Annotated in this window: 18 protein-coding genes; 7 read left to right on the forward strand and 11 right to left on the reverse strand. The window is 61.0% G+C overall.

Annotated elements, in window-relative coordinates; genetic code table 11:
• The first annotated feature begins 1 nt into the window (after window position 1).
• Genes K3177_RS11500 through K3177_RS11510 form a run of 3 tightly spaced genes read left to right on the forward strand, consistent with a single transcriptional unit; the run spans window position 2 to window position 2705 of the window.
• Window positions 2–775, forward strand: a complete 774-nt coding sequence (locus K3177_RS11500; RefSeq protein WP_103023769.1) for a type III pantothenate kinase — start codon at window positions 2–4, stop codon at window positions 773–775.
• Entirely contained in the window at window positions 772–2421 is a 1650-nt protein-coding gene (locus K3177_RS11505; RefSeq protein ID WP_221598362.1) for a ribonuclease J, read from the forward strand. The genes K3177_RS11500 and K3177_RS11505 overlap by 4 nt, the downstream gene beginning before the upstream one ends.
• Before the next feature lie 11 nt (window positions 2422–2432).
• On the forward strand, window positions 2433–2705 hold the full coding sequence (locus K3177_RS11510; RefSeq protein ID WP_103023770.1) for a DUF1467 family protein: 273 nt from the start codon (window positions 2433–2435) through the stop codon (window positions 2703–2705).
• A 3-nt stretch (window positions 2706–2708) separates the two neighbouring features.
• Here the strand turns inward: K3177_RS11510 and K3177_RS11515 are convergent, their stop codons facing one another.
• Entirely contained in the window at window positions 2709–5327 is a 2619-nt protein-coding gene (locus K3177_RS11515; RefSeq protein ID WP_221598363.1) for a coiled-coil domain-containing protein, read from the reverse strand.
• 199 nt (window positions 5328–5526) lie between these two features.
• On the opposite strand from K3177_RS11515, the gene K3177_RS11520 reads away from it, so the two are divergent.
• The 3 genes from K3177_RS11520 to K3177_RS11530 are packed head-to-tail and all read left to right on the forward strand — an operon-like array spanning window position 5527 to window position 9106.
• The gene (locus K3177_RS11520) at window positions 5527–6708 is read left to right on the forward strand and encodes a hypothetical protein (RefSeq protein ID WP_221598364.1); all 1182 of its coding nucleotides are present in this window, start codon (window positions 5527–5529) and stop codon (window positions 6706–6708) included.
• Between the two features lie 41 nt (window positions 6709–6749).
• Window positions 6750–7703 carry a hypothetical protein gene (locus K3177_RS11525; RefSeq protein ID WP_146029838.1) on the forward strand — a complete coding sequence of 318 codons (954 nt, stop codon included), beginning with the start codon at window positions 6750–6752 and terminating at the stop codon, window positions 7701–7703.
• A gap of 2 nt (window positions 7704–7705) precedes the next feature.
• A complete protein-coding gene (locus K3177_RS11530; protein ID WP_221598365.1) occupies window positions 7706–9106 on the forward strand; it encodes a sensor histidine kinase in 1401 nt (466 codons plus the stop codon).
• Here the strand turns inward: K3177_RS11530 and K3177_RS11535 are convergent, their stop codons facing one another.
• From K3177_RS11535 to gltX, 3 genes are read right to left on the reverse strand one after another with little or no spacing between them, the layout of a single operon-like run.
• Complete coding sequence (locus K3177_RS11535; RefSeq protein ID WP_221598366.1) at window positions 9107–9298, reverse strand: hypothetical protein; 192 nt, start codon at window positions 9296–9298, stop codon at window positions 9107–9109.
• Between the two features lies 1 nt (window position 9299).
• The gene (locus tag K3177_RS11540) at window positions 9300–10586 is read right to left on the reverse strand and encodes a citrate synthase (RefSeq protein WP_103023776.1); all 1287 of its coding nucleotides are present in this window, start codon (window positions 10584–10586) and stop codon (window positions 9300–9302) included.
• 10 nt (window positions 10587–10596) lie between these two features.
• Complete coding sequence (gltX, locus tag K3177_RS11545; RefSeq protein WP_221598367.1) at window positions 10597–12045, reverse strand: glutamate--tRNA ligase; 1449 nt, start codon at window positions 12043–12045, stop codon at window positions 10597–10599.
• Between the two features lie 28 nt (window positions 12046–12073).
• Between gltX and K3177_RS11550 the strand changes: the two genes are divergently transcribed.
• The gene (locus tag K3177_RS11550; RefSeq protein WP_221598368.1) at window positions 12074–14257 is read left to right on the forward strand and encodes a ComEC/Rec2 family competence protein; all 2184 of its coding nucleotides are present in this window, start codon (window positions 12074–12076) and stop codon (window positions 14255–14257) included.
• Between the two features lie 15 nt (window positions 14258–14272).
• On the opposite strand, the gene lexA is transcribed toward K3177_RS11550, so the two are convergent.
• From lexA to trpE, 7 genes are all read right to left on the reverse strand, one after another.
• Window positions 14273–14962 (reverse strand): transcriptional repressor LexA, encoded by a 690-nt coding sequence (gene lexA / locus K3177_RS11555; protein ID WP_103023779.1) that lies wholly within the window; start codon window positions 14960–14962, stop codon window positions 14273–14275.
• 308 nt (window positions 14963–15270) lie between these two features.
• A complete protein-coding gene (gene trpC, locus K3177_RS11560) occupies window positions 15271–16056 on the reverse strand; it encodes an indole-3-glycerol phosphate synthase TrpC (RefSeq protein WP_221598369.1) in 786 nt (261 codons plus the stop codon).
• A 1-nt stretch (window position 16057) separates the two neighbouring features.
• The gene (trpD, locus tag K3177_RS11565) at window positions 16058–17050 is read right to left on the reverse strand and encodes an anthranilate phosphoribosyltransferase (protein WP_221598370.1); all 993 of its coding nucleotides are present in this window, start codon (window positions 17048–17050) and stop codon (window positions 16058–16060) included.
• Window positions 17047–17661 carry an anthranilate synthase component II gene (locus K3177_RS11570; protein ID WP_221598371.1) on the reverse strand — a complete coding sequence of 205 codons (615 nt, stop codon included), beginning with the start codon at window positions 17659–17661 and terminating at the stop codon, window positions 17047–17049. The genes trpD and K3177_RS11570 overlap by 4 nt, the downstream gene beginning before the upstream one ends.
• 75 nt (window positions 17662–17736) lie before the next feature.
• Window positions 17737–18699 (reverse strand): prolyl aminopeptidase, encoded by a 963-nt coding sequence (gene pip / locus K3177_RS11575; protein ID WP_221598372.1) that lies wholly within the window; start codon window positions 18697–18699, stop codon window positions 17737–17739.
• Complete coding sequence (locus K3177_RS11580) at window positions 18696–19529, reverse strand: phosphodiester glycosidase family protein (protein ID WP_221598373.1); 834 nt, start codon at window positions 19527–19529, stop codon at window positions 18696–18698. Before K3177_RS11580 ends, pip begins: the two co-directional genes overlap by 4 nt.
• Complete coding sequence (trpE, locus tag K3177_RS11585; protein WP_221598374.1) at window positions 19526–21025, reverse strand: anthranilate synthase component I; 1500 nt, start codon at window positions 21023–21025, stop codon at window positions 19526–19528. The genes K3177_RS11580 and trpE overlap by 4 nt, the downstream gene beginning before the upstream one ends.
• Window positions 21026–21029: the final 4 nt, after the last annotated feature.

A 21029-nucleotide genomic window follows, 5' to 3' on the forward strand; every position in this document is an offset into this window, starting at 1 on the left:
GATGTTGCTCGCTGCCGATGTCGGAAATACAAATGTTGTCTTCGCGCTGATCGAAGGGCGCGAGATAAAGTCGCGCTGGCGTATAGCAACCGACCCGCGCCGTACGGGTGACGAGTATGCTGTGTGGTTGTTGCAGCTCGCCGAATTTCAGGGCTTCGACAAGAGCGACATCACGCAGGTCATCATTGGTTCGGTCGTCCCCCGCGCGATCCACAATCTTACTGTCCTATCCGAGAAGTATCTCGGCATAACGCCGCTTATTGCTGGGCAGGACGGGGCGCAATGGGGCTTTGAGCTGGACATCGAACAACCCAGTTCGCTGGGCGCCGATCGGGCGCTAAATACGCTGGCTGCTCATGCGAAATACGATGGTGACCTGATACTCGTCGATTTCGGTACTGCGACGACGTTTGATGTCATCGATTTCAACGGTGCGTACAAGGGGGGCATCATCGCACCCGGCATCAATCTCTCGCTCGATGCCTTGGTTGGCAACACGGCTAAGCTTCCACGCATTGCGATCGAAAAACCCGCCAATGACAGCGTCATCGGGCGCAATACCGAAAGCCAGATGCTCATTGGTGTCTTCTGGGGCTATGTCGCCTTGATCGAGGGGCTGATTGCCCGAATGAAGAAAGAGATCGGTCGTCCTGCAAGAGTAGTTGCAACAGGCGGACTGGCCATTCTGTTCGACGAGCATACCGATCTGTTCGATGCAGTCGATGCCGACCTTACGTTGGAAGGTTTGGCCATATTAGCGGAGCGAGCGGCTTGAAGAAGGATTTCACCCCCGAAGACGAACTGCTTTTCCTCGCGCTTGGCGGGTCGGGCGAAATCGGAATGAACGTCAATCTCTATGGTTGTCAGGGCCGATGGTTGATGGTCGATCTGGGCATGACCTTCTCGGGAGATCAATACCCCGGTGTGGATCTGGTCTTTGCAGATCTGGAATTCATCGAGGATCGTGCCGACAAGCTTGATGCGATCGTCCTGACTCATGCACACGAAGATCATATCGGCGCGGTACCGTATTTCGCTGCCGAACTGAATGTGCCTATCTACGCCACGCCGTTCACGGCTGACCTTGTGCGGCGAAAGCTTGAAGAAGCTGGATTGGTGGGCAGGGTGGAATTGCGGGTGATCGACGCCGATCATGGCAGCTTCACAGTCGGCCCTTTCGAAATAACATATATTCCGCTGGCGCACTCTATTGCCGAAGGCAACGCCTTGCTGATCGACACACCGCACGGCCGCGTGTTTCATACGGGCGACTGGAAGCTCGACGAAGATCCGATCATCGGCGAGCCGACCACTGAAGAAGAACTGGCCGCAATCGGAGACGAGGGCGTTCTTGCGCTGGTTTGCGATAGCACCAACGTTTTCAATCCTTCTCCGAGCGGATCTGAAGGCGCGGTGCACAAGGGTCTGCTGGAAGAGGTGCAACGCCACAGCGGGAAGCGTGTTCTGGTCACCACTTTTGCCAGCAATGTCGCCCGCCTCCAGACGCTGGGCGATGTAGCGCGCGAGACTGGCCGTCAGCTATGCGTTGCGGGGCGGTCGCTCGACCGAATTATCGAAGTGGCGCAGGACAACGGCTATCTCGAAGATCTGCCTGAGCTTATCGATTTCGATAGCGCCATGAGCCTTCCGCGTGGTGAAGTGTTGATACTGGCCACGGGCGGGCAGGGCGAACCGCGTGCAGCCCTGGCGCGCATTGCCGACGAAAATCACCCACTCGAACTTGTCAGCGGCGACGTGGTGCTTTTTTCCAGCCGTCAGATTCCGGGCAACGAGATTTCCATCGGTGCGGTGCAGAACAAGCTGGCCGAACGAGGCATCACCATGGTGACCGATCGCCAGAGCATGATACACGTTTCCGGCCATCCGGGACGTCCGGAACTCGAAGCCCTGTATGGGTGGCTTCGGCCCGATATCCTCGTGCCCGTTCACGGCGAAATGCGGCACATGCAGGAGCAGGGCAGGTTGGGGAAGGCCAGCGGTATCCCCGATCAGGTCGTTCAGCAAAATGGCGACATGGTTCGACTGGCTCCCGGCGCACCCGGAAAAATCGGAGATGTCCGCACCGGCCGCCTCGTCCTCGACGGCGATATAATCGTACCGGCCGACGGAGAGGCGATTGCCATGCGGCGGCGCATCATGCGCGAAGGCGTCGTGATCGTCGCGCTGGACGGCGACCTCAATCCCAGGATCGACAGTCTCGGATTGCCGCTCGACGAAGATTATGCCGATTTCGTCACCGAAGCGACGTCAGATATCAGAAGCGCCATCGGCAAATTGCGCGGTGCGGATCGACGCAACGAACAGAGCGTGCACGAAGCGGCACGGCTTGCAGCACGGCGGGCTGCGCAACGATGGTCGGGCAAGCGACCGCAAGTCCGCGTAATAGTCCCTAATCTCTAGGAGCCAAGGCGATGCAGTGGACGAGCGTCCTCGCCATTTATTTCCTGTTCTTTGTGTTCAGCGCGTTCATCCTGCTGCCCTTCGGCGTGCGGACGCATGACGAGGCGGGGCTCGAGATGGTGCCGGGGCAGGCTGACAGCGCGCCGGCTGAATTCCGCGGAGGACGCCTGCTGCTGCGCGCAGCGGTTCTCGCGGCATTCGTGACCACGGCCTATGTGCTGAACTACATCTACGGTTGGATCACCGTGAACGACATCATGTTCTGGGGGCCGTGGGCGGACTGACCTCTACCGCAAGCGCTCCAGCGCCTGGGCGAGAACTACGTATAACTTACCCATATCGCTGCTGAGCAGCGTCACGCTGACGGCGTTGCCGTCGCGGGTGGAGAGCATGGTGCGGAGCATGGCTTCGAAGTCGTGAATGTAGCGACTGACGTGTTCGCGGAAGTCGTGGTCGCTGTCGTACAGATCGGCGATCTCGCGTGCCTCGGCATTGTCGAGGAGGCGCACGGCCCGGCGGGTGAATATCCCGCGATCGCCCCGCAGATAGCTGGCCCAGGCGGTGTCGGTAATCTCGGTGGAGAGCGCCTTGGCGATATCGATCGCGTTCGAATTCAGGCTTTCGCTGATGAGCGCGACGCGGCGCGAGAAGTCGTTGCCGACATCCTCTGTCGCCCGTTCGCGGGCATGCGCTATGCGGCTTTCCAGATTGCCCGTGAGTTCGTTGACCTTCGCCAGCTGATCGCGGAGCTGACGCATAACCTCGCGCCCGGTCTCTGCCGACCGTTCGGTCGCGGCATCGAGCGAAGCGATGGCCTGTTCGGTGTGTTCCTGCAGGGACCTGTCGATGGCCTCGGCGCTCTGCTCGCCTACCTTTTCCGCGATCCGTGCGATCCGTTCAGCCTGTTCGGCCTCGATCGCGGTCAGTGCGTTGCGCGCGCTGCTTTCCAGTGAGGCGATCGCGTTGCGCAGCTCGCCCTGCGCATGGGCTGAGAGTTCCCGGCTCTCGTCGCTGAGAGCTGCAACACTTACGCGCAAACGCTCGATCCCATCGACCTGAGCGGCGGCAGTTTCGCCAAAGCGAGCCTGGAATTCATCGACACCGTTCATCGCATCGCGGCTGCGGGCTTCGGCAGCTGCCATGCTGGACGTCAGCATCTCGCCAGAGGCTTTTGCCTGATCGAGCAGGTTGCGAACCTCGTCGGCGCGGTGTTCGATGTTGGCCAGGCGCGTTTCGCTGGCTTCCATGGCGACCGGTAGGTCTTCGCGGCTATGCTTGGCGCTCGCCTGGATCAGTTCGAGCAGGCGCACGCTGGCATCGGTGAGCGACGACACAGCCATGTCCGTACCGTCCAGCGCGTCGCGGCTTTCGGCCAGTTTCGTATTGAGCGCTTCGATCCCTTCGGAGAGTTCGACGCGTGCTTCACGTCCGTGCGACGAAACCCGTTCGAACGTCGTGCTGAGGGCTGCAATTCTGTCACCGAGCTCTTCGCCTTCCGCTGCCAGCAACGAAAGCTGTTCTGCCTGCTGGGCGCGACGATCCGAGATCGCTTCGTCGAGCCTGGCGAAATGGTCGGTCAGGCTGGCGTGCGCGGCTTCTTCCGCCTCCCGGAATGCGGCTTGGCGTTTACCCGTTTCTTCCGCGAAGAGCCGGTTCCGCTCGGCAATCCTGCCATCGACCGCTTCCGCTTCGCTGAACAATTCCTGCAATTTGGAATTGGCAGAATCGAGGGCTTCCTGATCGATACGGGCAACGGCGGCAACCGCTTCGCTGAGGCGCTTCTGCATGGCTTCGATCTGACTTGCCCAAGCCGAAAGAGCAGCAGCTTCGCCATCGCGCACTTCATCGGCAAATTCGCTGCTTTCGCGCCGAATTTTCTCGAGACGGTGGTTGAGTTCATCCATTGCCGCGTCGCGTTCGGCAGCCGATGCGGCTTCCGTATCAGCCATTTCATGCCGCAGGCTTTCGAAGCGGCTGCGGATCGACGCCAGTGCGTCGACTTCCCTGCTGTCCAGTTCGCCGCGGAAGATCTCACTGTTTTCACGCAGTTCGCTAAACCGCTGTTCCGTAATATCGGCAAGCTGATCGGCCTGCGCCGCGAATGCTTCGAGAGACGCATCGACACGTTTGCGCAGTGACGCGACCTGCCTTTCGCTGGCCGCGCCGAATTCGTTGAGCCGCTGGAAGCCTTCGATCAGGTCGTCGAGATGGCCGCTCGCCTGACGACCGGCGCCGCCGATCTGGTTGGACACATCCTTTGCCGAATTCGCTATGACGGGCAGGTTGTTCCGCAACTTGTCCATATTGTCCAAAGCGTTGGCACTGACAGTGGCGATCGTTTCCACCCGGTCACCGTTTTCGACGATCAGAGCTTGCAGGCGATCGGCATGTTCCGAAAGACGGTCCGTCGCAGTGCGGCCAAGGTAATCCAGGTCCCGCGTCTGGCTCGTGAGGAATTCCCGCGCGAGGCTCAATTCCCGGTTGATGACGGCCAGTCGAGCTTCAAGCTCTGCCGATTGGGTCGACAGGGAATAAGCGACCTGTGAAAACCGTCGCGCTTCCCGGGTCGAGTTCCTCATGGCGACAAGCCACAGCGCAACTACGAGCAATACCGGCACGGCCCATTGCGATACGAGTGCGGTCCAGGCGGCGGGGTCGGTGCCGGCCATTATTTCGGCCTGACGTGCCCAGAGGAAGAAGGCAGTCCAGCCAAGCACGGCGAAAATTGCCAAGGCAGGTGCAACCCACCGTCTCGCCTGGCCGGGCTCGTCTTCCGCCCAATCTTCTTCAAAGAGAGGTTCGTCTTCGACTAAGGTTTCATCAATAACACCCTGGGAATTAGCCATTTCCGGAGCATCTACTTCAGCCGGGTGATCGACTGCCTGTATCAATGGGTGCTTTGTCATCGAGGTGAAATCTATCACCAATCCGCACAGCCTTAAACTCTAATTAACCTCTTTGCCGGGGAGTGTGACCGCGACGTATCACTTACCCTCACAAGACTATCTGTCGCTTGCTCTCACAGAAAATGTAAGGACTGGGTTGGCGACCACCCATTACCGCCCCTAGAAGCGGCTTTCGTCGTTCAGAACCTGTCCGGAGTTAATGTTGCGCATCGCCCTGCTGTCTGTGCTTGATGGCCAATCCGATCCGCGCAAAGTGCCAGCCCCTTTTCGCAGGCTGGCAGGCGCGCGGCTAGTCGAACGACAGCTCGACATCGCGCTGGCGGCCGGATGCGAGAGCATCGCGTGCCTCGTGAATGTGGTCGGCCGGGAGGTGATGGACCTGCAGCACCGCGCAGAGGCCGCCGGGGCGCGGTTCATAGCAATTCGCGAACCGCGGAAACTGTCCGGACTGGTGACTGCGAGCGACGAGTTGCTCGTTATCGCGCCCGGTATCCTGCCCGATGACGAGGTCATCCTGCGCCACCTGGCGAAGCCGTTTATTCTCGCTTTTCCAGAAGATCCGGCAATCAACCGGGGCTACGAACGCATCGATGCGCATTTCGCCTGGGCAGGTGCATTGCTGACGAAGGGCAATGCGGTTGAAACCCTCGCACAGCTACCGGGCGACATCGATGCGCCTTCGGCTCTTTTGCGGATAGCGTTGCAGAGCGGAATGAGGACCGTCCCGCTGGAAACGCGGCTTCTGGAAGAACATATCTGGTTGCGGGATCCCTCTCCCGAAGAGCTCGCCTTCCGCGAAAAAAGCTGGGTTTCGGGCCATGCGGATGTTGCTGCGTTTACCGCACCCGGCCTCGCCATCGCCGAGCGCATGGGAGTGCGGCTTGCGCAGGACACGATCGGTGGGCGGTTGCCGAGAATTCTAGCCCTAAGTGCCGCGCTCTCCGGGCTTCTCGCGCTGTCATCGGCGATCGGGGGCTGGCTGCTGCCTGCCTTCGGCCTGGCGATCCTGGCGGCCTTGCTTTTCGCGATGGAAGAAGTGGTGAGGCGCGTATCCAATGCAGGGCAGGTCAAACCCCGCGTGCCGCCGTTAATTCAGGCGATCACGATCCTGTTCGACCCGTTGCTGGTCATATTGATAGCTTTGGCTTCACCTGAAGACACCGGTTGGCTGCGGCTTTTCGTGCCAGCGATACTGTTCGGCCTGCTGCATCTTGGCGACCGGATCAGCGTACCGCGCTGGCGGCGCAGTTATGCCGACAGGGTTCTTTTGACGGTAATGTTGCTTCCCGCGGTGATTCTGGGCGTAACACAACCGGTGGTGGCGGTTCTTTCCCTCGCCATTCTGGTAACACTTTTTCTTACTTCCGGTCCGCGCGACTAACGCGGATTTAACCATGTTAGCTTTACCGACGAACCATGCCGATGCCTGATGCATCCACCCCGGTCGCCGCCGACCACGAAAGCCTGCGCGATGCCCTCGTTCGCGGGAATGCGACCCTTGCGCGTATCGGTCCCATTCTTGCCCACCTGATGGCGACACCGGACCACTCCCTTTTCAGTGACGAGATCATCGCGCGTATCCGGGGAATGTGTCACCACCTCGCGTGGCAGGTCCTGCGAGCGCAGGCCGAGGCGGCAGGTCAGGCAGGCCGCGAGGCTTTTGCTGAACGACATGGCGCGGCGTTGGCGGAGCATATGCTCGCCACTCCGGGTCTGCTGGCGCATTGCCACGCCCTGGCGCTGGAATGGCAGCTGACGGAACGGCTCGAAACGCAATACGGCATCGATCCTGTACTGTCGCCGCTGGTGCAGGAGCTGATCGCATCCGAAGACAGCGGGCTGGCCAGTTCGGCAATGGCTTCGCTGACGGCACAGGCGCGTTTCGCCCAGGCGCAGCGCCGAATGGAATTACCGCTGGCGGAACTGCCGGGGGACATCTTTCACGATTTGCTGATGAACTGGCGTGCGTATAGCGGGCAGCTTCGTTCCGATGCCATGATCCGGGCCGAAGCGAAGTTACGCAACGCCTTCGATGAAGGGGCCGGAAGGATCGCACTGATGTCCCGGGTGATTGCCAGCATGGGAGGCGAGGGCAGGCGGGCGCTCGATATCGATCATGGCGGGGCAGCCTTCTATCTTACAGCATTGGCAACGCGAACCGGACAATCGAGGGTCGCGGCCGTGCTTTCGACAAATCACGAGCAGACTGCGCGTTTGGCGCTGGGACTGCGCGGCGCCGGTCTCGACAGCGCGGAAGTGGAGCGGCAGGTCCTCCGGATCGATCCGAAGGCGGTGCCCCCTCGCGAGATCGCCGAAATGCCACCTGAAGCCGCCCGACAGATCCTGTCCGAATCTGCAAGCGCTGGAGTCGTGTGATCATGGCCTCTGTCGAAAGCCGGTATATCGCAACTGCCAAGGCCGACGCCGAAGGAAGGTTGATCGAAGCCGACGAGGTGCTGGCGCGGCTGCAGCAAGCCTGTGGCGGGACCATCGGTTCCCGCATCGCCATTCCGGAGCTTCTCGCCCTTGTCGAAAAGGCCCAGAGATATGGTTTGCGCCTCGCCCGTCAGTTCGAGGCGGTGGACGGCGAAAATCGGGTCACGGCGTGGGTGGAAATAGCGCCACAGTCGAGTGACGAGGATGGAGACTCCGGCAGCACCATCGATGTGGTCAGCTGGCATAGCGAGGGTCTTCCGCCGGAAAACGACATCGAGGGTGCGCGCAGGCGTGTCGAGATAAACCGCCATCTTGCCGATTGTACCGCAAGGCTCGATTCCAGCCAGCGGCTGCTCTCCGTCGATACGCAGGCCCCCGATCTCGCCGAATTTGCCGATGCGGCCCTTGCCAATGTCGGCAAGCCCTGGACGGATCTGGTCAGTTTACCAGGCAACAGCCATCAGCAGCCGCTCCATTGGCGTCTGCTCGACGGTACGAAGTGCACTGTCGAGGGATCGAGCCGTAGCTGGACGGCACACCTCGAGCCCCTGGGGCAGCCACAACCGGGCAGCGCGGGCTTTGTCCTTTACCTGACGGCGGACAGCCCGTTGTCGGCAGGCCTGACGAACGAAGAGGCTGCAGGTCCCGACGGCCCCTCCTTCGGACGAGATCTGACACCCGTCCTGCGCCAACCGATCAACCGGATCATCGCCAATGCGGAAACCATCCGTACGAAGCTGGCGGGACCGCTGGCCGACGAATACAGTTCCTACGCTGCCGACATTGCGACTGCGGCCCAACACCTGCTGGCGTTGATCGACGACCTGTCCGATCTCGAAGTCGTCGAATCGGACGATTTTGCCACGGCACCGGACAGGATCGAACTGGCCGATGTCGCTCGCAGAGCCTGCGGCATATTGGGGGTTAGGGCGCGCGAGAAAGGGATCACGCTGGTGGCGCCTCCGGAAGGCGAAAGCCAACTGGCGATCGCCGAATTCCGCCGCGTGCTGCAGATTCTGCTGAACCTTGTCGGCAATGCGATCCGGTATTCGCCGGAGGAAAGCCAGGTCTGGATCAGGCTCGATCGGATTGGAAACCGCGCGCTGATCACCGTGGCCGACCAGGGGCACGGTCTTGAAGATGCGCAGAAGGAGCAGGTTTTCGAGAAATTCGAACGCCTTGGCCGCAGCGGGGATGGGGGCTCCGGTCTGGGGCTGTATATCTCACGTCGGATCGCGCGCGCGATGGATGGCGACCTGACGGTAGAAAGCGCGCCGGGTCTTGGCGCGCGTTTTACCCTGTCGGTACCTGCGGCTGATGAAATGCGGGAAGTACCGCGTTGATCAGCGTCTGGCAGACGCCCGCCAGAACAAGAACAGCCCGATCAGGAAGGTGACGCTGCCGTAGATGGCCCATTGCCGCTCGGCGAGCATGAAACTTTCTGCAGGCCACATGACAATCCCGAGGCCCTGAAGTGCCCACAGGCCTCCGGAGAGCATGAGAGCTACTCCGAAGACCATGAGGACGAAGCGCATCTTAACGATCGCCGATGGCGACATAGTCGCGCTGGGTCGGACCGGTATAGAGCTGGCGCGGACGGCCGATAACCTGTGCGGGATCCGAAATCATCTCGTTCCACTGCGCGACCCAGCCGACCGTGCGAGCAAGGGCGAAGAGAGCCGTGAACATGGTGGTCGGGAAGCCGATCGAGTTCAGGATGATGCCGGAATAGAAGTCCACATTGGGGAAGAGCTTCTTTTCCTTGAAGTAATCGTCGTTGAGCGCGAGCTCTTCGAGCCGGAGCGCGGTTTCGAAAACCGGATCGCTGACGTTGAGCGCTTCGAACACTTCGCGAAGCGTCTTCTGCATGACCGTCGCACGCGGATCGTAGTTCTTGTAGACGCGGTGACCGAAGCCCATGAGACGGAACGGGTCGTTCTTGTCCTTGGCGCGTTCGATGTAATGCGGGATCTTGTCGGGCGAACCGATTTCCTGCAGCATGTTGAGCGCGGCTTCGTTCGCGCCGCCATGCGCTGGGCCCCACAGGCAGGCAATGCCGGCCGCGATACAGGCGAAGGGATTTGCACCCGACGAGCCGGCCAGACGTACGGTCGATGTCGACGCGTTCTGCTCGTGGTCGGCGTGAAGGATGAAAATCCGGTCCATCGCGCGCTCGATCGCAGGATGGATTTCGTATTCTTCAGCCGGAACGCCGAAGGTCATGCGCAGGAAGTTGCCGGTGTAGCTCAGCGAATTCTTCGGCTGCATGAAGGGCTGGCCGACCGAATATTTGTAGGCCATTGCCGCAATCGTCGGCATTTTCGCGATGAGGCGGTGGCTTGCGATCTTGCGCTGTTCGGGGTCCGAAATGTCGGTGCTGTCATGGTAGAACGCCGAGAGCGCGCCGACCACACCGCACATGATGGCCATGGGGTGCGCGTCGCGGCGGAAACCCTGGTAAAACTGGCGCAGCTGATCGTGCACCATGGTGTGGCGCGTGATCGTGTAGGTGAAATCGTCGAGCTCGTCCTGCGACGGCAGTTCGCCGTTGAGCAGGAGGTAGCTGACTTCCATGAAGCTGGAATTTTCGGCAAGCTGACCGATCGGATAACCGCGATGGAGCAGGACCCCTTCTTCGCCATCGATATAGGTCAGCGCGCTTTCGCAGCTTGCCGTCGACTTGTAGCCGGGATCGTAAGTGAACTTGCCCGTCGTTCCGTAAAGCTTGCGGATATCGACCACATCCGGGCCAACACTGCCTTGCAGCACGGGAAATTCCTGGGTCTGTCCACCCAGATCAAGAGTTGCCTGCTTATCGGCCACGCGTGTCTCCTCAGTCGTTCTCTTCGGTGCCTGTGGGCGAGGCCTGCGCGTCTATACGAAGCAGCGACTCTTCCTTGCCCAACAGGACCAGCACATCGAAAATGCCGGGGGACGTGGTAGTCCCCGTCAGCGCTGCGCGCATGGGCTGCGCGAGCTTGCCAAGGCTCAGTTCGAGCTTCTCAGCATACGATTTCGTAGTGGCTTCCAGAGCCTCGCTTGTCCAGTCATTTTGCACATGCAGCATTTCCGACAATCCGGCGAGGCGCTGGCGCGCTTCATCGTCCAGCAGGCCAGCGGCTTTGTCGGTCATTTCCAACGGCTGTTCCGCAAACAGAAACGCCGCGCCCTCGACCAGTTCGTTGATCGATTTCGCACGCGTCTTGAGGAACGGCATGGCCCGCGTCAGAAGATCGAGATCGGCCTGTCTGTCCATTCGCGCAGCCACGATTTTAGCAAGGCGCGCGTCGTCCGCCTCACGGATATAATGGCCGTTGAGGTTCTGCAGCTTCTTTATGTCGAAGCGCGCCGGGCCTTTGCCCACGCCGTCGAGATCGAAGAGTTCTATCGCTTCCGACTTGGTGATTTCTTCACGGTCGCCATGTCCCCAGCCGAGGCGAAGGAGATAATTGAACAGCGCTTCGGGAAGGACACCTTCTTCGTCCCGGTAGCCTTCGACGCCGACAGCGCCGTGGCGCTTGGACATCTTCGCGCCGTCGGGCCCGTGGATCAGCGGAACATGGCCATAGACCGGATCGGGCCAACCGCCCTCGATTTCATCCATGGCGCGGATGATCGGCAACTGGCGGAATGCGTTATTGAGATGATCGTCGCCGCGGATCACATGGGTAACGCCCATGTCGTGATCGTCCACCACAACGGCTAGCATATAGGTCGGGGTCCCGTCTGCACGCAGCAGGACATAATCGTCGATCTCGGCATTCTTGACCGTAACCTCGCCCTGAACCGCGTCGTGGATCGTGGTTTCGCCATCGGTCGGAACCTTCAGGCGAATGACGAACGGCGCGCCGTCCGGCGCCTCGCTTTCGCTGCGGTCACGCCAGCGGCGATCATACCGCATGGGCTGCTTGTTTGCCCGCTGTTCGGCTCGCATTTGCTCCAGCTCTTCGGGAGTGGCGAAGCACTTATAGGCGTGGCCGGCTTCCAGCAGTTTGTGGGCAACTTCGGCATGGCGTTCGGCCCGATCGGACTGGAATACGGGGGCATCGTCGAAGTTGAGACCAAGCCAGTCCAGGCCTTCGATAATCTTGTCGATAGCGTCTTGGGTGCTGCGTTTCTGGTCGGTATCCTCGATCCGCAGAAGCGTGCGGCCGCCGTGATGGCGCGCATAGAGCCAGTTGAACAGTGCCGTCCGCGCACCTCCGATATGCAAATAACCGGTAGGAGAGGGAGCGAAGCGGGTGACGACCGGAGAAACCTTGCGGTCACTATCGCTTGCCATTTTCTCTCATTTCCTTTCAAACACTTGCATGGCGAGGCAGGGGACGCCTTCAATACCTATGGGGGATGCGGGCGATACGGCCCGCGAGACAGTGCCGCGCACTTGGCGTACGCACGGTCTCTTGTCCAGTTCCGCGCACAAGTTTGAAGCGTTTCTGGAGGCCGCCGAGTTCGACCGCGGGCCCTGGCTTACCGTTGCGTTCGGGTGCGGGATCGGACTGTGGTTCTATCTCGCCGCACCGTGGCAGTGGGTCGCGATGATTTCAGCATTCTTGGGAATGGCTGTTTTCTCGTGGGCGGGTTGGCGCCATCAGCCCGGTCGCGCATTCACTCTTGCCGCAGTTATTTCATTGGCTCTGGCCGTTGCTGCAGGCGTGTCGGTCGTGTGGGCCCGATCGGCGATGGTGGGCGCAGAACCGATTGCCTATCCACGTTTCGAGCGGATCGATGGGCGGGTGCTGAGCCGGGAAGAGCAGCCGGCCGAAGACAGGGTTAGGCTGGTCCTGGCCGCGCGCGACGGCGAGACGGGAAAAGCGCACGCATATCGGGTCAATGTGCCGCTGTCTGCGGACAGCCCGGAATTGCGAGAAGGTGCCAGGGTCAGGCTGTCGGCACGTCTCATGCCTCCGTCACCGCCGATCGTTCCCGGTGCGTACAACTTCGCCAGACGAGCCTGGTTCGATGGGCTTGCCGCAACTGGATCGGCTGTCGGCGATGTTGAGATCATCGAGCCGCCTGGCGCATCCCGACTGTCCATAGCATCCGCTCAGAGACAGCTCTCGCGACACGTTCGCGCCAATCTCGAAGGGACGTCCGGTGCCATCGCAGCCACCTTGGCGAGCGGGGACCGCGGAGCGATTCCCGAAGCGGACGAAGAGGCAATGCGCGATTCCGGGCTGACCCATTTGCTGTCCATCAGCGGTCTTCACGTGAGCGCCATCATAGCTGCGACCTATTTCATTGTTCTGAAGCTGCTCGCGTTCTGGCCTTGGCTGACGCTGCGCATCCGGCTGCCGCTGGTGGCCGCCGGGGCATCAGCGATCGCCGGCATTGCCTACACACTGCTTACCGGCGCTGAAGTGCCGACCGTGCGTAGCTGTATCGGAGCTCTGCTCGTACTGGTCGCATTGGCTGTGGGGCGAGAACCGCTATCCATGCGGATGATCGCTATCGCGGCGGGAGTCGTGCTCGTGTTGTGGCCGGAATCGCTCGTCGGGCCGAGTTTCCAGATGAGCTTTGCGGCAGTCATCGCCATCGTATCGCTCCACAATGTGCATGCGGTACGGGACTTTCTCGCACCGCGACAGGAGAGCTGGCTGCGTCGCATGTCGAGACGGGCGGTGATGCTGTTCCTGACTGGACTGGTCATCGAGCTGGCCTTGATGCCAATCGTCTTATTCCATTTCCATCGCGCCGGCGTTTATGGAGCGGCGGCCAATCTGATCGCCATTCCGCTGGTCACATTCATATCGATGCCGCTCGTGGCGCTTGCTTTGGCGCTCGATCTGATCGGAGCGGGCGCGCCGGCGTGGTGGCTAGTGGGCAAGTCGCTCGCCCTGCTGCTGGCCATTGCCCATTTCTTTGCCGAGCAGCCGGGGTCGGTCAAGCTTGCGCCGCGTATCGGTATGGGAGCGATAGGGTTATACGTGAGCGGGGCGCTCTGGGTGGCGTTATGGCAAGGCAGGGCGCGCCTGCTGGGTTTTGGGCCAATTCTCGCCTCTGCTGTGCTGATGATCACCGCCCCGATACCCGATATCCTCATTACGCGTGACGGACGCGATATAGGCGTTGCCAACGAGGCCGAACGGTTGCTGGTTCTGCACGATCGTGAAGGCGGATATGCTCAGGACAATCTGCTCGAACTGGCCGGTACGGATCAGAGCCCTATCGAGATTGCCGACTGGCTGCGCAGCCGGTGCAGCGACCAGTTTTGCGTCTTCTCCCTAGAACGGGGTGGGCGACCCTGGTCCGTCCTCGTCGCCCGCAATAGATATCTCGTGGAAGAGCGGGCCCTGGCCGCGGCTTGCATGCGGGCCGACATCGTTATTGCCGACCGGTATCTGCCGTACAGTTGTCAGCCGCGCTGGCTCAAAGCGGACAGAAGGTTTCTCGACCGGGAAGGGGGCGCTTCGATCTATCTGGCAGACCAAAAGATCGATACGGTCGCCCAGGATCAGGGCGAGCATGGATGGTGGCGCGCGCCACGTGAGTAGGCGCGCGCCAGCAAATCAGTGGTAGCGGCGGAGCAGGCCCGCCAGTTTTCCCTGAACCTGAACCCGGTGGGGTTCATAAACTTGCGCTTCGTATGCACCATTGGCCGGATCCAGCACGACGCGGCCTGCATCCTTGCGAAGGTATTTCAGGGTCGCTTCTTCGTTGTCGACCAGCGCCACGACAATCTCGCCATCGCGGGCCGTGTCCGTGCGTTTTACCAGAGCGAAGTCGCCATCGAAGATCCCGGCTTCGATCATGGAATCTCCGGAAACCTCCAAGGCATAATGTTCGCCCGGACCGAGCAGCGCGGCCGGCACGGGCATGCTGGACTGACCTTCGATCGCTTCGATCGGGGCGCCGGCGGCAATCCGCCCATGAAGCGGAACATCGATGATGTCGTTTGCCGGTTCGGGCGCCACCGCCTTTGCCGGGATCGCAGCCGATACGGCGTCGTTAGCCGCCACCGGAGCGGGCGACCCCATCACGGCATTTTCAGGAAGCTTGACCACCTCCAGCGCACGCGCCCGATTGGGAAGGCGCCGGATGAAGCCGCGTTCTTCGAGTGCCGAGATCAGGCGGTGTACGCCCGACTTGCTCTTCAGATCGAGCGCTTCCTTCATTTCTTCGAAGCTGGGGGAAATGCCGGTGTCTTCCAGACGCTGCTGGATGAACCGGATCAATTCGTGCTGCTTGGCGGTCAGCATTGTGCGAACTCCGTATCGCGTGTTCACAAAAGGCGTGAACGAATGCGGAACAATTAAGCAACCAAAATAACAAAGTCAAGCAATTCAGCCGTTCCTTGCGGAACAACCGTTCATGGTTCGATCCGGATCAGGGCGCTGAGAAACCGCTGTCGTTAAGCTTTTCGGTCGCGCAGGGGAGACATGGACCACATGGACCACTGTACAAGGGGATAAAAAGTCACCCCGCACCGAGGCCGAAATCGCGCCAGAACGCAGCGGGTTTGGTCTGGAGCTGATACCTTTAACCGGTCAGCAGCGTGTAGGACAGATCAGTTCCCGAGCAGCATGCGAGTTGCCGCTTCGACATCGCGTTGGCGCATCAGGCTTTCGCCGACTAGGAAGCTGTTCACCCCGGCGTGTGACAAGCGCTGGCAGTCTTCGAATAGAGAAATGCCGCTTTCGCCGACCAGAAGCGAACCCTCCGGTGCCAGAGGCGCCAAGGCTTCGGTCGTGGCGAGATCGGTCGAGAAGGTCCGCAGGTCCCGGTTGTTCACGCCAATGAGGCGCGACTGTAGCAATGCTGCACGTTCCATCTCTGCGTGATCATGGACTTCTACCAATACGTCCATGCCATATTCCACCGCGGCCCGTTCGATCTCCACCATCGCACCATCATCGAGTGCGGCGACTATGATCAGGATCGCATCAGCGCCGAGTGCGCGCGCTTCGGCCACCTGCCAGGTATCGACCATGAAATCCTTGCGCAGGACGGGCAATTCGCAGGCCGATCGCGCTTCGACCAGATAATCTTCGTGACCCTGAAAATACGGGGCGTCGGTGAGAACCGAAAGGCACGCAGCGCCCCCTGCAGCATAGGCGCGGGCATGGGCAGCGGGATGGAAATCTTCCCGGATCAAGCCCTTCGAGGGTGAAGCCTTCTTGATTTCGGCGATGAGGCCGAAGCCGGACCGTTCCGCACGTTCGAGCGCAGAGCGGAAACCACGCGGGGCGGTCTGTTCGCGAGCGGAAGCGTCGAGATCGGCCAGCGACCGCATGCGCTTGCGTGCGGCCACTTCTTCCCGTTTGGTGGCGCAGATTTGTTCTAGCTTGTTCATATCAGGTGGCCATTGCAATCCAGCTTTCGAGCAAGGTCCTGGCTTTGCCGGAATCCAGTGCTTCGGCGGCGATCTCGGCGCCTTCCGTCCAGTCCTCCGTACGGTCGGCTACGATCAGAGTGGCCGCGGCGTTGAAAAGTACCGCGTCGCGATAAGGTCCGGGTGTGCCCGCAAGCAGGGCTTCCAACGCGCGGGCATTGTGACGGGGATCGCCGCCGCGAATAGCCTCGACCGGTGCGTGGGGCAGATTGGCATGTACCGCGAGCACCCGGCGCATCTCGAAATCGTTGCCCTGAACGTCTGCCAGTTCGTTGCCGCCGGCAAGGCTCAGTTCGTCCAGCCCTTCGTCTCCCGAGGCGATGAAAGTGCGTTCGGTGCCCAGCTTTGCCTTGGCTGCGGCATAGATGGGGACATAGGCCGGGCGCGCGATACCGATAAGCTGCCGCTTCACGCCGGCCGGGTTCGAAAGCGGACCCATCAGATTGAAGATCGTACGAACGCCAAGCTTCTGGCGAATGGGCTGGATCCGTCCCATGGCCGGGTGGTGGTTCTTGGCGAATAGGAAGCAGATCCCGAGTTCCGCCAAAGTCTTCTCGGCGCTTTTTCCTGCAGCTTCCATGTCGAGGCCGAGTACCTCGAGCGTATCGGCCGCGCCGGATTTGCTGCTGGCGGCCCGATTGCCGTGCTTGGCGACGGGCACGCCGCAAGCTGCGACGACGAGGCTGACAGCAGTCGAGACGTTGAGGGTATGGTGTCCGTCACCCCCGGTTCCGCAGCAATCGACCGTGCCTTCGGGCGCGTCGACGGGAATGAGCCTTTGCCGCAGCGCGCGCGCAGCGCCGGCGATCTCGTCAGATGTTTCGCTGCGCGCGGACATATTGACCAGGAAACGTGCGATCGCATCGTCATCGGTTTCACCGTCGAGGATCCAGCCGAAAACCTCTTCGGCTTCCGCTTCCCCAAGATGTTGCTTTGCGTCGGGAAGCGTTTTCATGCCGGGACCCTGGCGGCGATGCCGCAGATTTCGAGGAAGTTGGCGAGCAGGGCGTGACCATGTTCGGTCGCGATGCTTTCCGGGTGGAACTGGACCCCGTGAATGGGCAGATCGCGGTGTCGGAACCCCATGACGCTGCTGCCGTCGAGGCCAGGTGTTTCGCTGGTGGCGTTCACGTCGAGGCAGGCGGGAATGTCTTCGACCACGAGCGAATGATAGCGCGTTGCCGTGAACGGAGACGGCAGTCCGGCAAATACGCCAGTGGCATCGTGCGTGACGGGTGACGTCTTGCCGTGCATCAGCCCCCCGCGGACCACGCGTCCGCCGAAAAACTGGCCGATGGATTGATGGCCGAGGCACACACCGAGCAACGGCTTTCCGGCGTCTGCACATGCTGCCACCAGATCAAGGCTGACGCCGGCTTCATTGGGCGTGCAGGGGCCCGGCGATATGAGATAACCTGCGTGACCTGCCAACAGAGCTTCATTGGCAGTGACGGCATCGTTACGCACGACTTCGACCTCAGCCCCCAGTTCCATCAGGTAATGGACCAGGTTGAAGGTAAAGCTGTCGTAATTGTCGATTACGAGGATTGATCGGCGGTCGGTCATTCGTGGCGTCAATGGAGGCGCGATGCGCGGCTTTCAAGCAAGGAAAGCTGCGGGATGCGAAACGTCGGCGTGACGTCAGGCTTTCTTGCCTGCCAGCTTGTCCGTCGCCTTAACCAAACCGTCGACGATCCCGGTTTCTCCTGCGCTGTGCCCCGCATCGTGAACAATCCAAAGGTCGGCTTCGGGCCAGGCCTTTTTCAACTCCCACGCGGAGACAGGCGGAGTGCAGATGTCGTGGCGGCCCTGGACGATGATACCCGGAATGCCGGCGAGCCTGTCGACGTTCTTCAGCAATTGCGCCTCTTCGAGGAAGAAATCCTCTAGGAAGAACTTGGCGCAGATGCGGGCAAAGGGAACGGCCTTGGACGGATCGGCAAAACTGTCGAGCAGGGCGGGATCGGGAAGAAGCGTGGCGACGGTTCCTTCCCACAGCGACCATTCCCTTGCCGCGGCAAGGCGCGTGTCCTCGTCATCGCTGGTCAGACGCTTGTGATAGGCCTTCACGAGGTCGCCGCGTTCGGCTTCTGGAATGAGGCCGGTGAAGTCGTCCCACTGTTCGGCCATTATTTCGCTGGCGCCGTAGGAATAGAGCCAGTCTTTTTCCTTTTGCCGGCCGAGGAACACGCCGCGCAATACGAGCTCGCTCACCCGCTCGGGATATTTCTGGGCGTAGGCGAGGGCAAGGGTGGAGCCCCAGCTACCGCCAAAAGCCTGCCATTTTTCATGCCCGCACATTTCGCGCAGACGTTCGATATCTTCGACTATGCGCCAGGTATCGTTGTTTTCGATTTCAGCGAAAGGAAGCGATTTGCCGCAGCCGCGCTGGTCGAACAGAAGCACGTCATAAAGTTCGGGGTCCCATTGGCGGCGATGGGCAGGCGACATCCCGCCACCTGGACCGCCGTGAAGGAAGACGGCCGGTTTTGCCCCCTTGGTGCCGACGCGTTCCCAATAGAGCGAATGGCCTTCGCCGACATCGAGCATCCCGGTTTCATAGGGTTCGATCTCGGGATAGAGGGCGCAGCGCGTATCGGTCATTCGGAAGCTTTCTTTCTAACCACGACGATGGGGCCGATCGGGGCCCCGGTATCGAGCCGTTCCGTGGCGGGGTTCCAGAGTTGGGAAACATTCCCGTCCAGATACAGCGCGTTCTTCACGTGCAGCTCGTCCTTGTAGAAACGGGCGAGCTTGCCGAACGAAATCGGCGCATTCGAGATCACGAAATGCGCGCGGCCTTCATCGTCCACGCCCACGGCGTTGCGCACGAATTTAGACGGTCCGTCGCGCGTGATTTCCGGGTGAATCTTGCCATCGACAACCAGCATGGGGCCGGATTGCGTCCCGAATTGAGGACGCTCCGTCACATTTTCCAGAAACCAATCCGTGGCGCGCACGGCCCATTCGCCATCGGTGCCGTAGAAAACGCCGTTGGGGTTCATGTGGAAGTTGCCTTCGCCATCGGCGGTATTGAGCGGATGCAGCCGTTCCGAATCTTCCACGAAATACCCGATCGGTTCGCCGTCATCGTCGAACATGCCTGCATTCATGGCAAAGGCGACGGTCTGCGCATCGGTGGCCGCCGCGAAGTCGGTCAGGCTGCGATAGAACTTGCCGTCACGCCCAAGTGCCATGCTGATGCTGTGACGCGCCGGGACGGCAAGGCAATGCGTGACCGGCGTATCTTCGAAAATGATCGAACGGCAGGCGCTTTCGACCTGGCTTGCGAGCGTTTCGGTCGGGGTCGGATCTGGTGTGGGATCCACCTGCGCTTGGCCATCGATGCGCGCGCGGGCGACGGGTTCGCCTTCGGGCTGCGCTTCGCAAGCAGTCAATGACAGGAGGGCGAGGGCGGCGATTGTAATTCTCATTGACCGAATCCGGGCTCCCTCGCGAGGCGTACGGCTTCCTTGGCCGCAGCGAGCAGGGCGCTCGCCTTCGCTTCGCATTCTTTCTGTTCATAGGCGGGATCGCTGTCGGCGACTATACCTGCGCCAGCCTGCACATGCATCATGCCGTCCTGGACCACGGCTGTGCGCAATACGATGCAGCTGTCCACCGAACCGTCAGGGGCGAAGTAGCCGACGCCCCCAGCGTAGGGGCCGCGCGTAGCCGGCTCGAGTTCGGCGATGATCTCGCAGGCGCGGACCTTGGGCGCCCCGCTGACGGTGCCCGCAGGGAAGCCGGCGAACATCGCATCGATCGCATCCTTCGACGGATCGAGTCGCCCGGTGACGTTGCTGACGATATGCATGACGTGGCTGTAGCGTTCGACAGTGAAGCTTTCCGTCACGGTAACGGTCCCGGACGCGGCGACGCGGCCGACATCGTTGCGTCCGAGATCGAGCAGCATCAGGTGTTCGGCGCGTTCCTTGGGATCGGCCAGTAGGTCCTGTTCGGCAAGCCGGTCTGCCGCAGAATTGGCGCCGCGCGGCCGTGTGCCGGCAATCGGCCGGATGGTGACCTCGCCATCGCGCACGCGTACGAGGATTTCCGGGCTGGAGCCGACAATGGCAAAGCCGGGCATGTCGAGAAAATAAAGAAAAGGCGATGGGTTCACGCGCCGCAACGCGCGATAGAGGTCCATCGGCGGGAGTGTGAAAGGCGAAGTGAAGCGCTGAGAGAGGACGACCTGAAAAATGTCGCCAGCCGAAATGTAGTCCTGAGCCTTGAGAACCATCGTTTCGTAATCCGCGGCGGACATGGTCGGGGCCAAGGAAGGTTCGACATGGTCCGTTACCGCGTTTGCGGATGGTGGTAATTGCTGAGCAAGTTTGCGCAGAACGTCGTCGATCCGTTCGCCAGCAAGTTCCATCGCCAATTCGTCCCAGACGGGCGCGACGCAGAACAGCGCGTCGCTCAGTCGGTCGAAAACGAGCAGGACCGTGGGCCGGACAAACAGCATGTCCGGCAGATCGAGTTCGCCGTGGGGAGGGCGGGGCAGCTTCTCCACGAGGCCGATCGTTTCGTAGCCAAAATGGCCGACGAGGCAGGCGAGGGCTGGCGGCAATTCACCGGGCACATCGCAGCGGCAGGATTCCACCAATGCGCGAAGATTTTCGAGGGTGCCACCTTTACAAGCGTGGAAATCATTTCGATCGTTCTGCCAGTCGCGATTGATCTCCGCCCGATCGCCGGTCGCCCTGAACACGAGATCCGGATCGAGACCCATGAGACTGTAACGGCCGCGCACGTCGCCGCCTTCCACCGACTCGAGCAGAAAATCGCCGCGGCCTTCGCAAAATAGCTTCAGCGCCGCCCCGACAGGCGTTTCGGTATCTGCGACCACCTGCCGCCAGACCAGCGCAGGCCTGCCGTCAGCCAGCGCTTTACGCGCCTGGTCGACGCCTTTGAGACTTGTGCTCAAATGC

The sequence above is a fragment of the Qipengyuania pacifica genome (genome assembly GCF_019711555.1).
Taxonomy (GTDB): domain Bacteria; phylum Pseudomonadota; class Alphaproteobacteria; order Sphingomonadales; family Sphingomonadaceae; genus Qipengyuania; species Qipengyuania pacifica.

Coding starts and splice junctions, on each gene's coding strand:
- pip (WP_221598372.1), bottom strand. CDS start 18,699: ATGACCGATACGCGCTGCGCCCTCTATCCCGAGATCGAACCCTATGAA.
- K3177_RS11530 (WP_221598365.1), top strand. CDS start 7,706: ATGGCCTCTGTCGAAAGCCGGTATATCGCAACTGCCAAGGCCGACGCC.
- trpD (WP_221598370.1), bottom strand. CDS start 17,050: ATGAAAACGCTTCCCGACGCAAAGCAACATCTTGGGGAAGCGGAAGCC.
- K3177_RS11510 (WP_103023770.1), top strand. CDS start 2,433: ATGCAGTGGACGAGCGTCCTCGCCATTTATTTCCTGTTCTTTGTGTTC.
- K3177_RS11550 (WP_221598368.1), top strand. CDS start 12,074: ATGGCGAGGCAGGGGACGCCTTCAATACCTATGGGGGATGCGGGCGAT.
- K3177_RS11570 (WP_221598371.1), bottom strand. CDS start 17,661: ATGACCGACCGCCGATCAATCCTCGTAATCGACAATTACGACAGCTTT.
- lexA (WP_103023779.1), bottom strand. CDS start 14,962: ATGCTGACCGCCAAGCAGCACGAATTGATCCGGTTCATCCAGCAGCGT.
- gltX (WP_221598367.1), bottom strand. CDS start 12,045: ATGGCAAGCGATAGTGACCGCAAGGTTTCTCCGGTCGTCACCCGCTTC.
- K3177_RS11515 (WP_221598363.1), bottom strand. CDS start 5,327: ATGACAAAGCACCCATTGATACAGGCAGTCGATCACCCGGCTGAAGTA.
- K3177_RS11500 (WP_103023769.1), top strand. CDS start 2: ATGTTGCTCGCTGCCGATGTCGGAAATACAAATGTTGTCTTCGCGCTG.
- K3177_RS11525 (WP_146029838.1), top strand. CDS start 6,750: ATGCCTGATGCATCCACCCCGGTCGCCGCCGACCACGAAAGCCTGCGC.
- K3177_RS11580 (WP_221598373.1), bottom strand. CDS start 19,529: ATGAGAATTACAATCGCCGCCCTCGCCCTCCTGTCATTGACTGCTTGC.
- K3177_RS11520 (WP_221598364.1), top strand. CDS start 5,527: ATGTTGCGCATCGCCCTGCTGTCTGTGCTTGATGGCCAATCCGATCCG.
- K3177_RS11535 (WP_221598366.1), bottom strand. CDS start 9,298: ATGCGCTTCGTCCTCATGGTCTTCGGAGTAGCTCTCATGCTCTCCGGA.
- trpC (WP_221598369.1), bottom strand. CDS start 16,056: ATGAACAAGCTAGAACAAATCTGCGCCACCAAACGGGAAGAAGTGGCC.